Consider the following 11,752-nt stretch of genomic DNA (forward strand, 5'->3'; position numbering starts at 1 on the left):
GGGCGCGTTTTTTTTTCCTGCCATGCTTGCTTTGATTCTTCATGAGTATTTACTATTGATTATGGAACTCCGATCATGTTGCAAAAGCTAAACGAACGCATACAGGGTGTTGTAGCTTGGGTAGTTATCTTGTTAATAGCGGTAACTTTTACTTTATTCGGAGTCGATTACTATATGCAGTCGCATAATGTATCCGATATCGAAGTGACCGTTAATGATCAACCTATTACCAAGCAAGCCTTTGAACTAAATTATCGACGTGCCCGCCAACAGCGAGAAGCTGCTCAACTTACCGCCGCTCTTGAAACAGCCTTGAAAAAACAGGTACTTGACGACATGGTAGCAAATCAGATCACTGTCCAGTCAGCTCGTTCAGCCGGCTTTGAAGTAAGTGCTGAGCAAGCCAACAATGCTATCCTGACTATTCCCCAATTCCAGGAAGACGGCCGTTTTTCAGCGCAACGTTATGAGCAGGCGTTAAGCGGCGCGATGTTTACACCGGAATCGTTCCAGCAGGAAGTCAGACAGGGAATGTTGCTTAATCAACAACGTTTTGCCTTCATTGGCAGTGCTTTTGCCTTACCGAGCGAAGTTAAACGGTATGTCAAACTTTATATGCAAACCCGCGATTACGACTATCTGCAAATTTCTGCGGCTTTGTTTATGGATAAGAGCGGTGTGACTGAGCAGGCGGTTAGCGAATATTACAAACAGCATCCTCAGGAATTTATTGCGCCGGAGAAAGTCGGCATTGATTATGTCCGCCTTTCCATGCAGAAAGTACGTGATACATTGCAAGTGAAGGATGAAGATATTCAACGTTTCTACGAAGAAAATCAAAATAACTTCCTTACCCCAGCCCAATGGAAAGTTGCGCACATTCTGTTTGCTGTCCCTGAAGACGCCAGCGATGAAACCCAGGGTCAGATTGAGGAAAAAGCTCAGGAAGCCTATCAGGCCTTACAGAATAATCCTGCGCAGTTTGCACAATGGGTTAAATCTATGTCTGCTGACAAGCTCGCAGCTGCCAATGATGGTGAATTGCCCTGGATCACGGCGGGTCAGACGCCATTTGATAAAGCGCTATCCGGATTAAACAAACCTGGTCAGATCTCGGAGCCTTTCAAAACAGGTAAAGGGTATGAGATTTTTAAATTGGTTGATTACAAACCCGCCAGCCTGAAGCCGTTAAATGATGTGAAACAGCAAATTGCGGAGCAATTGACAGCGGAAGTAGTCCAGACGCGATATGCCCAATTGCTTGAGCAATTAACCGACTTGAGCTACCAGACACCAGATACCCTGAAGCCTGTTGCTGAAGAACTGAAATTAACCGTGGAGCAGGCCGAGCCGTTTGCCCGGGATGGCGGCAAAAGCGATATTACTAAAAACAAACAGGTGATTAACGCCGCATTCAGCCACGATGTACTTGAGCTTGGCAACAATAGTGAACCTATACAGCTTGATAATGATAGTGTAATTGTTTTGCGGGTAAGCAAACATATTCCTGCTACAGAAAAGCCGTTGGCAGAAGTGAAAGAAGCAATTATTAACAAGCTGGCGCTTGCCAAGGCTGAGCAAAAAGCACAGCAATATGGCGCTGCATTACTGAAAGCTACAAACGGCGCCCAGGAAGAAACACTGAACGGCAAACAATTAGCCTGGCAAGAAGTTGAGAAGGCATCACGCGATACAGATAAGGCTGACGCAACAATCAACGAACTGGCCTTCAGCTTGCCCCAGGCAAATAGCCGTGATGGCCGCCAATTGATTAATGGTGATTATGTTATTGTCCGTTTGAAAAAAATTAATGATGGGGAATATAAGTCGCTGGATAAAGAGCAACGCGCGAGCCTGGCTCAACAGATTGAAGCAAACTATGGCTTAATGGATTATGATTTGTATGTTAATAATCTGATCCGCAAAGCAAAAGTCGAGTAGGTTGGGTCGTTTGACCCAACATAGGATCTTGAATTAGGCACTGCTGTTGGGTCAAACGACCCAACCTACTTTGTATCAATAAACACCATTTTGTATTATTTTATTTGACCACTCTCACTTCTTCTGTAATAATCTCACCGGCGCATGGAGTGCAGGCGATCTTTTTAATCATTCATCAGTGTATTTTTATGCTCTTCTGTGAGCCGTCTTGAATGGTTATCGATTTTTAATCCCTCAGATTTTGGAGATGTAACGTGGCTCGAAATGATAAATTAAGCGATAGCGACTTATCTAATTTGTATCTATACTTTTCTAATACTTTTAAAGAAAGATATGTAAGCGGTAATGCTCAACAGGTTTTTCATGAGTTATGGAATGAATTATTTTATTGGGTAACTGATCCGAACTGCGAATTATCGCAACTCCCTTACGCAGAGAAACAGCGTGCATTTTTAATTCTGGATACAGCAATAAAGTCTTTACCCGAATTCAGGCAATCTGGACATACTCCGATGAATTTTTTTATTCCGCCTGCCAAAATTGAAATTCATGTACATCATCATCACCACAAAAAGTATCGCCATTTCGATAATGTAATCACGGAGATTTTTTTGTGGGGCGCTCTATGGAACTATCTGTTTCCTTCGTATACCCATAATTCACATGGCCATAATAACAATGCCTTTAATAACTTTTTATACCGCTTAATTTCGGCTGTGGCTGTCATCGTGGCAGTGGGGGCTTTTTACTATTTGATTGGCCATTTATTTAATGGTTTTGAGCGCATGCTTCACAATGAAGGCTGGATGCAGGCAACTGTTTCACTGGCAAGTACCTTGGCTGGTGCTGCTGGCGGCGCTTTATTGGGTTACTATGTTGTTTCTGTTCCATTAATGATGCTTGGATTTTCACTGGGTATGTCTAATCCTGCCGCACTGGCGATTTTAGGGATAGTGGCTCTGACCGCGGTGAGCGCAGCTATTTTTGGTGCAATCGGTAACTGGGCTGCCGATAAAAATGCACGGAACAAAAATCCGGATGCGCTGGTACAAAATGATCCTTACCGTTTCAGATTGACTGATGAGGAAGCTGCAAAGGTTGAAGCCAAAGGCTACAATTCTGATGTTGCAAAATGCGCAATTGTTGATGCTGCACAGAAAATTGCTGAAAATAAGGGTGTTAATAATCGCATATACCGCGTACTTTTCACTAACGGTCGAAGAGAACAAAGAGATTTGGAGGTGGTCAGAACAATCAGAGAAGACAAACTGACAAATGCTCTTGTTTCGGTGGCTGGTAAAACCCTTAATTTACGAGTAAGAGCAACAGACAGCAGTTGTCCACCAGAAGCCGTAATTACAGAGCATTTTGTAGCACGAGGGGGGCAAATACCCCAGCAGGCTTATGTTCCTCAGCAACCAGCAGTTTACATTCCAGATATGCCGTTGCCGCAGGAACAACCAAATCTGGGAGGCGCTAATATGGCATGGTCTTATACAGAGCAACCGGCTATAGGCGGGTATAACCCTGCTTTTCATGGAGCAGCACCGGCTCCGGTAGCGCCAGCTTCTGCTCCAGATCAAGTGTTTGTTCCGCATAAAATGTAAGTAGGTTGGGTCGTTTCGACCCAACAAGCTGTACCACCTGGGTACCGATTATTCCAAATTAGACATCGACACCGCATGATAACCGGCATCAACATGAACTACTTCCGCAGTAATTCCAGAAGCTAAATCTGAACAGAGAAACGCAGCCGTATTGCCCACTTCTTCAGCGGTAACATTGCGCTTCAGCGGCGTGCTGTTGGCATAGGCGCTTTGCATTTTACGGAAATCTTTAATCCCAGCCGCAGCCAATGTCTTGATTGGGCCTGCTGAAATGGCGTTAACTCGAATACCGCGTGAACCAAGGCTTGCTGCCAGATAACGTACTGAGGCTTCCAGGCTTGCTTTGGCAATGCCCATAACATTGTAGTTTGGAACTGCTTTCTCGGCGCCATAGTAGCTTAAGGTGAGGATTGAGCCATTGGTTTTTTCCATTAACGGCAATGCCGCTTTAGCCAGACCAACCAGACTATAGGCGCTGATGTCGTGGGCTATGCGGAAACCTTCGCGCGTACTGCATTCAATAAAATCACCGCTGATTTGATCGGCAGGCGCAAACGCAACGGAATGGATAACGATATCCAGTTGTTGCCAGTGCTGGCCCAATGATTCAATAACTGCGTTGATATCCTGATCATTTGCTACATCACAAGGGAACGTTAATGTTGAATTAAACTCAGCGGCCATCGTTTCAACCCGGCTCTGCAGTTTTTCATTCTGATAGGTAAATGCCAGTTCAGCGCCTTGCTCATGAAACGCTTTGGCAATGCCGTATGCAATCGAACGGTTACTGGCCAGGCCAACAATCAATGCTTTTTTTCCGCTTAAAAATCCCATAATCAAACTCCTTTAATCGTTTTGATGAGTAGCAAGCAACTCGCGCATTTTAGCCTGAATCATATCAATGGCAATTCGGTTCTCACCGCCGCGCGGTACAATAATGTCTGCATATCGGCTCGATGGCTCAATAAACTGGAGATACATCGGTCTGACCGTTGTTTCATACTGATGGACTACCGATTCAAATGAGCGATGACGCTCGACCACATCACGCTTGAGGCGGCGGGTTAAACAAATATCCAATGGGGTGGACATGAATATTCGTATGTCCATCACTTCGCGTAATGCTTTATCGGTAAACAGCAAAATCCCTTCCAGTACAATGATGGCATGGCGGCCAATATGACGTGTTTCTGTCAGACGCAAATGTTTAGAGTGAGAATAAATTGGAATGTCTACGGCTTCACCACGCTGCAGCGTACGTAAATGTTCACATAACAGCGCATGATCAAAGGCATCAGGATGATCGTAATTTATCTTTTCCCGTTCAGCAAACGGCAGGTGACCGTTATCTTTGTAATAGGCATCCTCAGAGATGACCACGACCTGATCCGAACCAAGCTCATTTACTATAGTATTGGCCAGAAGGCTTTTGCCGGAAGCTGAGGGACCAGATATCCCGATAATAATTGGTTGTTTGCTCATGATAGTCTAATTCAAAATTTTGAGCAGATATTAAGCGTTTATGAGGATAAATTCAATCTGTAACGCTTTATTTGTCACGATTTCGCTTTAATAAAAGGTATAAAGCGCCGCTTCCGCCATCACGCGGGGTAGCGCTATGAAATGCGAGCACTTGTGGAATCTGTTTTAACCAGTGATTAACCAGGTTTTTCAGGATGGGCGTTTCGCCCTCGGCACCGCCTTTGCCATGGATAACTAACAGGCAGCGTTTGTCTTCGGCCACTGCGTTATGGATGAATTTTACCAGAGTGCGTTGGGCATCGTCAGGCCGTAAGCCGTGTAAATCAAGCCGGCCTTGCCATTTAATTAATCCCTGCCTGAGCTCACGCATTCGCCGGGAGGGTATGCTGTGTTGAGCAAAGGATAATATCGTGTGGGCGTCAACAGTATCGTGATAGTAGTTGGAAAGATAAAGCCCAGATTCTTTCGGCTCGATTTCAGTAAAATCTTCGCGTTTTCTTCTTGTCGCTGCAGGTTTGGGGCGTTCAGTTGCAATCTGTTTGCTTTTTTTCAAGGGTTTTGCAGAGGCTACTGCCTGACGGAACAGCGCCTTGTCTTCATCAGACAGGCTTTTTTTAGACATAAGACAGCAGCATTAAAATGAAATGCGCGTAGTATATACTCAATAAATGTGAAAATGCTATGTAGTAAGATTGTTTCGACCCAACATTGCCAACTTGAGAGATAGATTCCCGCCTTCGCGGGAATGACAGTTCTTAGATATATCTCCACCTCCACAATTCTTAACTTAGTGGCCGTGAGCCTACGTGTGATTTTGATATTTATCTTATGATAACTTTTCAACAAAATTACTGGGAGCAGAGGCAATTTTCAAGTACAATTTATGAAATTTATGCACATTATTTTTTAATAAGGTTGTTATGTCTTTTTCATACGATGATTGTACGGCGAAATTTGAAACAATTACTGACTTTATCCGCTTTGGCATCAGTGAAGCGAACCGGCATGAGCTGTGGTATGGCCATGGCAGCGATAACTCCTATGATGACATCCATGCCCTGGTTCTGGGCACACTGGCGTTGCCAAACGACATCAATCCGTCGTTACTGCTGTCAAAACTTACTGAAGAAGAAAAAGACATGCTCCGCCATAGCTTGCACCAGCGCATTATTAACCGGATTCCGGTTCCTTATCTGATTAATCGGGCTAATTTCTGCGGTTTGAGTTTTTATGTGGATGAGCGGGTATTGATTCCACGATCGCCGGTTGCCGAGCTGATACAGCAACAATTTTCACACTGGATTGATCCGGATAAGGTCAGACATGTTCTTGATTTATGTACTGGAAGCGGTTGTATCGCAATTGCCTGCAGTTACGCTTTTCCTGATGCCGAAATCGACGCAGTGGATATTTCGCCGGATGCGCTTGATGTGGCGGCGATTAATTGTGAAGAACACGGTCTTGAGCATGATATCAATTTGATTGAATCCGATTGTTGGGAAAATGTACCGGCTATCCATTACGATATAATCATTTCCAATCCGCCCTATGTCGGGGATGTCGAAATGGAAGAATTACCAGAAGAGTACCTCCATGAGCCTGATCTGGCTCTGCGCTGTGAAAAAAATGGCCTGGCAGTGGTTGAAAAAATACTGATTAATGCCCATCATTACTTAACTGATGACGGTATTTTAGTCGTGGAAGTCGGCAACAGCGAACAGGCTCTGATAGAGACTTATCCAGATCTGCCTTTTACCTGGCTTGATTTTGCACATGGCGGCCAAGGCGTATTTTTGTTGACTTGCCAGCAGCTGAAAAATTATTTCGAACGATAAGGTTGCAATGAGCGGCAATACATTTGGCAAATTATTTACAGTAACCAGTTTTGGCGAGAGCCATGGCAAAGCTTTAGGATGTATTGTCGATGGCTGCCCGCCAGGTTTGCCGTTATCTGAAGACGCTATCCAGCCTTTTTTAGATAAACGTAAGCCCGGCCAGTCAAAGTATACTACCCAACGCCGGGAAAACGACCAGGTTGAAATCCTGTCTGGCGTATTTGAAGGCCTGACGACCGGAACACCTATTGCATTGCTGATTCAAAATAGCGATCAACGCTCCAGTGATTATGATGAAATCAAGGATTTGTTCCGTCCTGGACATGCTGATTTTACCTACCATCAGAAATACGGTCACCGGGATTATCGTGGAGGCGGACGTTCATCGGCTCGCGAAACAGCCGCACGCGTTGCGGCTGGCGCTATTGCCCGAATTTATTTAAAAGAACAGCTTGGTATCGAAATAACCGGTTATTTAAAGCAAATGGGTTCAATTAGCCTGGATTTTGTCAGCCGGGATGACATTGCGAATAATCCCTTTTTTTGCCCCAATCAACATCAGGTACAACAATTAATTGATTTGATTGACCAATTACGCCGCCAGGGCGATTCAATCGGCGCCCGGGTTAATGTGATAGCTACCGGGGTGCCGCCAGGTTTTGGCGATCCGGTTTTTGATAAACTGGATGCGACGCTCGCCAGTGCCATGATGTCCATTAATGCTGTCAAAGGCGTTGAAATTGGCTCCGGTTTTGGAGCGGTGACGCAAACAGGCAGTGAACATCGTGATGAAATAACAAACGCCGGTTTTTTAACTAATCATGCCGGCGGAATTTTAGGCGGTATTTCAACCGGCCAGGCGATTGAAGTCAGTATGGCGCTTAAGCCGACATCAAGTATTATCAAGCCGGGAAAGACTATCACCCGGTTTGGCGAGGAAACAACGGTAATCACCAAAGGCCGGCATGATCCCTGTGTGGGGATCCGGGCAGTGCCTATTGCTGAGGCAATGATGGCCTTGGTATTAATGGATCACTTTTTGCGTGACAGAGCCCAGAACTACAAACAAGAGAGGCATAAATAATGAGCAGACGGTTAGATGTTGCAATTGTAGGCGCAACCGGTGCGGTTGGTGAAACATTTATCCAGGTACTGGAAGAACGTGATTTTCCAGTGAATAAACTGTATTTGCTTGCCAGCGAACGTTCTGCCGGCAAAACCATGATGTTCAATAACAGACCGCACGATGTAACTAATCTGGCTGATTTTGATTTCAGCGAAGTGGATATCGCGCTATTTTCTGCCGGCGGGGCGGTTTCAAAGCAATACGCGCCCATTGCTGCTGAAGCCGGCTGTGTGGTTGTTGATAATAGCTCAAGCTTCCGTTATGAGGATGATATCCCGCTGGTTGTGCCTGAAGTAAATGCCCATCGCATCAGCGAATATACGAATCGAAATATTATTGCCAATCCCAACTGCTCTACTATTCAAATGGTAGTTGCTTTAAAACCAATCCATGATGCAGTGGGAATCAGCCGGATCAATGTAGCGACCTATCAGGCTGTTTCCGGTACCGGTAATAAAGCCATTACGGAACTGGTTAGCCAATTGGGTGAGTTGTTAAACGGCAGACCAGTAAAAAATAAAGTTTATCCCCATCAAATAGCCTTTAATGTATTGCCGCATATTGATGAATTTCAGGATAATGGCTATACCCGCGAAGAAATGAAAATGGTCTGGGAAACCCAAAAAATTATGGAAGATGACAGTATTCTGGTTAATCCGACGACAGTCAGGGTGCCTGTTTTGTATGGCCATTCCGAAGCGATTCATCTTGAATTGAAAGCGCCATTGTCTGTTACGGAGGCCCGCGAATTAATGCGCAATGCACCGGGCGTAAAATTGGTCGATGACCCTGAAAATCTGATTTATCCAACGCCGATTACCCATGCTGTTGGCCATGATGAGGTTTTTGTAGGCCGTATCCGGCAGGATATTAGCCATCCGAATGGATTAAATCTGTGGGTGGTCGCGGATAATATCCGCAAGGGCGCTGCGACAAATGCTGTACAAATTGCTGAAATTCTGCAACGAGAGTATTTATAACATATACTATTAGCATGAGTGAAAATAATGCGTCATCACATAAAAGCATTGCAGAGCGCTTATTGCGCAAACGCAAAGGGCGAACTGCTTTTGCTGCTTCGGAATCGCTAGCTAAAAAGGCTATAGCGAAGAGCGTGGATCCGTCTGGCCGTTTACCGGATAGCGGCCGCTTACCAGGCGGTGATCGCAAGCGTAAAATTTCTTATCTGGTTGACGAAAGCCGGGCTATGGAGATTAAAAGGCGCAGGCAAGAGCATATCGGACACAGTAAATTTGCCAGAGTAATTGAAAAGGAACATTCACTTGATGAACCGCCTGCACCTGAAGGAGAGCTGCAGAATTCGATTCGTCAGCATCCCGATCTTGATAGACAGATCTATGATGGCACGGATCCTAACCTGAATCCTGAGCCTCCGCTAAGTTCAGCAGCTAGGCGGGAGTTTGATAATCAACGAAGGGAACAGGAAATGGAAAAACAATTGCGTCTGGGTAATATGCCCAAATTCGGCAAACATAACACGCCCAAACCAGGCTACTAATTATGTCAATTGCTGATGATATTATAAGTCGCCGGATGCCTGATTTTGATTATTATCTGAGGCAGGGAGAAACGCTTGACGATATCGATGACTATGGTTTTACGCCATTAATCGAATGCGCCATTACCAAACAACCTGATATCGCTAAACGCTTGCTGGATAGAAAGGCTGATGTGAACAAGGCAGATGTGACCGGAAGAACGCCTTTACACTGGGCGGTTGATAATAATGATCTCGACATGGTAAAACTGCTGCTGGAACATCGAGCCAATCCCAATACGTATACCAGCTCTGGTATGGCAGCTCTCGTTTATCCAGTGCTGCGCAATCAGGACCCTATTAAACAATTGCTTTACCAATATGGAGCCAAACTTGATTTTGCGCTCGATTTTATTAATGCCAAGCTGATAGGCCATCGTTATGAATTGTCCGGTTATGTCGATATTGTCAATGCGGAAGAAGAATTTATCGAGCTGGATTATGAAGGTTTTATTCTTGAATTCACGGTTGCAGTATTAAAAGACTCTCTGCGCCGTTTTATCAGCAGCTATTCAACCCGTCATTTACGGACACATTTTCCATATTTGTACGAGATTATGGACGGATTTGCCGCTGCTGCCGAACTGCTTAAATTACAGCACCAGACTATTCTTTCCAGCGCGGATAAAGCAAAGATTAATGGCTTGTTACATAATACGCCAGTATTAATATTACCAGCTGCCAGCCGTGGCCATGCGATGGGCTTTGTTCGTTATCGTAACTGGTGGGCGAAGATTGATCGCGGTGAAAACAGTCTGAAGGAAGGGAGTGTTAATATTTATCAAATCACTAACCCTGAGGCATTAACGGTGAGCTTTATTGAAGAGTTTTTATATAGAAAGCAGAACAGGAGTTATTTTCACCAGGCAATTAACCGCAAGCTGGGATTACAACCGATAGCGCAGTTACCCATTAGCTCCCAGATTGCGGGTAATTGCTCATGGGCTAATGTGCAGGCCATTGTGCCGGCAGCTTACGCTATGCTGCGTCTGGCAGAAACGGGGCAGGTTGATGCTGCTTCTGCAATCGGTCTGTATGACAATTGGGTTGAATGGGATAAAGATCGTGCCCTGGATGAGGCCATTCAGCGATTTTATCTGGCAAATCCCATGCGCAAGGCAAGTATTGCTTCCATGCTGGCATCAGTCTTGTTTCAGGCATGTGATTATAATAATTCGCGCCATGTTGAAAGGGCAGAAAAGATGCTGGCTGTATTAACCCTGCCTGATTATTATTATATCCTGCAAAGTTATCTTGAAGAGTATTGCATCAAGCGATTAACCCGCCGGGGAAATAACCTGCTTAAATTACTGGATGATTGCGGGGTGAACCCCAATATTGGCGTTTCGCCAATTGCTACCGGACTTAAAGATTAGGAAATAGTGCAGCTATTACAGCCAATTTCCTCTCTGTCATCATTGATATCGCTAAAAAGGCCTAAACGGCATAAAGGAGATGGAAAAGTTTCCTCATCATAGAGCTTTCGCATATCCGGATCGGAAAGAATTTCATAAGCTTTTCGCAGTTCAACAAATTCTTCAGCCGCTTCTTTTTTATCCTGATTTTTATCCGGATGTTTTGCCAGGCTGCTTCTTCTATATGCTCTTTTAATCTCTTGTGTATCGGCGCTTTTTGCAACCCCAAGTATGGTGTAAAAATCTTTTGTCATTATTCCAGCCAAGTGTAGCCTTGATGCAGCGCAGTGTAATCAAGGTTTTTCTTTCGTCATAATTAATTATTGATCATTTCACGGATGAGTTAAACCTTGATATCAAGGACACACTGGCTAGCAAATATCCTTGTTGGGTCAAACTAATCAAATCACCGTAGATACTATGTAGAAAAGAAAAGCCAATAAGGTTATCTTTTGTCAATTTTTAATCCACTACGATAAAAGGAGACAAAGATGACCTTATCGGCTAAAGAGTATGTTACACCAAAAGGCGCTATTTTGTACATGGCGCTAGAGTTATCAAACACTAACTGGGTGATAGCGTTTGGCACAGGAACAAAGACCAGAAAAGTAACGATTGAAGCGAATGATATCCCGGGGTTGCAGGCGGAATTGAAGGTGGCCCAAGAGAAACTGAAATTAGAGTCTGTGAGCGAGGTAGTGAGTTGTTACGAAGCCGGCCGAGACGGATTTTGGTTACATCGGTGTTTGGAAAAGCATGGAATCAAGAATGTGGTAATTGATTCATCC

General features: G+C 44.6%; 11 protein-coding genes and 1 pseudogene. 8 read left to right on the top strand and 4 right to left on the bottom strand.

Features of this window, described 5'->3' with window-relative positions; genetic code table 11:
• The first annotated feature begins 75 nt into the window (after positions 1–75).
• Together ACFORL_RS03550 and ACFORL_RS03555 are read left to right on the top strand one after the other, a co-directional pair.
• Entirely contained in the window at positions 76–1,941 is a 1,866-nt protein-coding gene (locus ACFORL_RS03550; RefSeq protein ID WP_382341175.1) for a SurA N-terminal domain-containing protein, read from the top strand.
• Positions 1,942–2,195: 254 nt separating this feature from the next.
• Entirely contained in the window at positions 2,196–3,548 is a 1,353-nt protein-coding gene (locus ACFORL_RS03555) for a hypothetical protein (protein ID WP_382341177.1), read from the top strand.
• Positions 3,549–3,596: 48 nt separating this feature from the next.
• On the opposite strand, the gene ACFORL_RS03560 is transcribed toward ACFORL_RS03555, so the two are convergent.
• The 3 genes from ACFORL_RS03560 to ACFORL_RS03570 all read right to left on the bottom strand — a co-directional run bounded on the left by ACFORL_RS03560 (position 3,597) and on the right by ACFORL_RS03570 (position 5,652).
• On the bottom strand, positions 3,597–4,382 hold the full coding sequence (locus ACFORL_RS03560) for an enoyl-ACP reductase FabI (protein WP_382341179.1): 786 nt from the start codon (positions 4,380–4,382) through the stop codon (positions 3,597–3,599).
• A 12-nt stretch (positions 4,383–4,394) separates the two neighbouring features.
• Positions 4,395–5,030 carry a uridine kinase gene (gene udk, locus ACFORL_RS03565; protein ID WP_382341181.1) on the bottom strand — a complete coding sequence of 212 codons (636 nt, stop codon included), beginning with the start codon at positions 5,028–5,030 and terminating at the stop codon, positions 4,395–4,397.
• 67 nt (positions 5,031–5,097) lie between these two features.
• On the bottom strand, positions 5,098–5,652 hold the full coding sequence (locus ACFORL_RS03570) for a Smr/MutS family protein (protein ID WP_382341183.1): 555 nt from the start codon (positions 5,650–5,652) through the stop codon (positions 5,098–5,100).
• 298 nt (positions 5,653–5,950) lie between these two features.
• Between ACFORL_RS03570 and prmB the strand changes: the two genes are divergently transcribed.
• From prmB to ankH, 5 genes are read left to right on the top strand one after another with little or no spacing between them, the layout of a single operon-like run.
• Positions 5,951–6,865, top strand: coding sequence for a 50S ribosomal protein L3 N(5)-glutamine methyltransferase (gene prmB, locus ACFORL_RS03575; RefSeq protein ID WP_382341185.1), 915 nt, complete (start codon positions 5,951–5,953; stop codon positions 6,863–6,865).
• 7 nt (positions 6,866–6,872) lie between these two features.
• Positions 6,873–7,949: a chorismate synthase gene (gene aroC, locus ACFORL_RS03580; protein WP_382341187.1), complete on the top strand. Its 1,077-nt coding sequence runs from the start codon at positions 6,873–6,875 to the stop codon at positions 7,947–7,949.
• Entirely contained in the window at positions 7,949–8,971 is a 1,023-nt protein-coding gene (locus ACFORL_RS03585; protein ID WP_382341189.1) for an aspartate-semialdehyde dehydrogenase, read from the top strand. The genes aroC and ACFORL_RS03585 overlap by 1 nt, the downstream gene beginning before the upstream one ends.
• A gap of 14 nt (positions 8,972–8,985) precedes the next feature.
• A complete protein-coding gene (locus tag ACFORL_RS03590) occupies positions 8,986–9,510 on the top strand; it encodes a hypothetical protein (protein WP_382341190.1) in 525 nt (174 codons plus the stop codon).
• Positions 9,511–9,512: 2 nt separating this feature from the next.
• Positions 9,513–10,925, top strand: coding sequence for a Dot/Icm T4SS effector AnkH/LegA3 (ankH, locus tag ACFORL_RS03595; RefSeq protein ID WP_382341192.1), 1,413 nt, complete (start codon positions 9,513–9,515; stop codon positions 10,923–10,925).
• Here ankH and ACFORL_RS03600 read toward each other — a convergent pair.
• Positions 10,922–11,218, bottom strand: a complete 297-nt coding sequence (locus tag ACFORL_RS03600) for a J domain-containing protein (RefSeq protein ID WP_382341194.1) — start codon at positions 11,216–11,218, stop codon at positions 10,922–10,924. The genes ankH and ACFORL_RS03600 overlap by 4 nt on opposite strands.
• A gap of 237 nt (positions 11,219–11,455) precedes the next feature.
• Here ACFORL_RS03600 and ACFORL_RS03605 point away from each other — a divergent pair.
• Positions 11,456–11,752, top strand: a pseudogene (locus ACFORL_RS03605) (hypothetical protein); the annotation flags it as partial.

The organism is Legionella dresdenensis (assembly GCF_042649825.1).
In the GTDB taxonomy this organism is placed as follows: Bacteria; Pseudomonadota; Gammaproteobacteria; order Legionellales; family Legionellaceae; genus Legionella_C; species Legionella_C dresdenensis.

Excerpts from the sequence above, each read along its gene's own strand:
- ACFORL_RS03550 (WP_382341175.1), top strand. The coding sequence starts at position 76 with ATGTTGCAAAAGCTAAACGAACGCATACAGGGTGTTGTAGCTTGGGTA.
- ACFORL_RS03560 (WP_382341179.1), bottom strand. The coding sequence starts at position 4,382 with ATGGGATTTTTAAGCGGAAAAAAAGCATTGATTGTTGGCCTGGCCAGT.
- udk (WP_382341181.1), bottom strand. The coding sequence starts at position 5,030 with ATGAGCAAACAACCAATTATTATCGGGATATCTGGTCCCTCAGCTTCC.
- ACFORL_RS03570 (WP_382341183.1), bottom strand. The coding sequence starts at position 5,652 with ATGTCTAAAAAAAGCCTGTCTGATGAAGACAAGGCGCTGTTCCGTCAG.
- prmB (WP_382341185.1), top strand. The coding sequence starts at position 5,951 with ATGTCTTTTTCATACGATGATTGTACGGCGAAATTTGAAACAATTACT.
- aroC (WP_382341187.1), top strand. The coding sequence starts at position 6,873 with ATGAGCGGCAATACATTTGGCAAATTATTTACAGTAACCAGTTTTGGC.
- ACFORL_RS03585 (WP_382341189.1), top strand. The coding sequence starts at position 7,949 with ATGAGCAGACGGTTAGATGTTGCAATTGTAGGCGCAACCGGTGCGGTT.
- ACFORL_RS03590 (WP_382341190.1), top strand. The coding sequence starts at position 8,986 with ATGAGTGAAAATAATGCGTCATCACATAAAAGCATTGCAGAGCGCTTA.
- ankH (WP_382341192.1), top strand. The coding sequence starts at position 9,513 with ATGTCAATTGCTGATGATATTATAAGTCGCCGGATGCCTGATTTTGAT.
- ACFORL_RS03600 (WP_382341194.1), bottom strand. The coding sequence starts at position 11,218 with ATGACAAAAGATTTTTACACCATACTTGGGGTTGCAAAAAGCGCCGAT.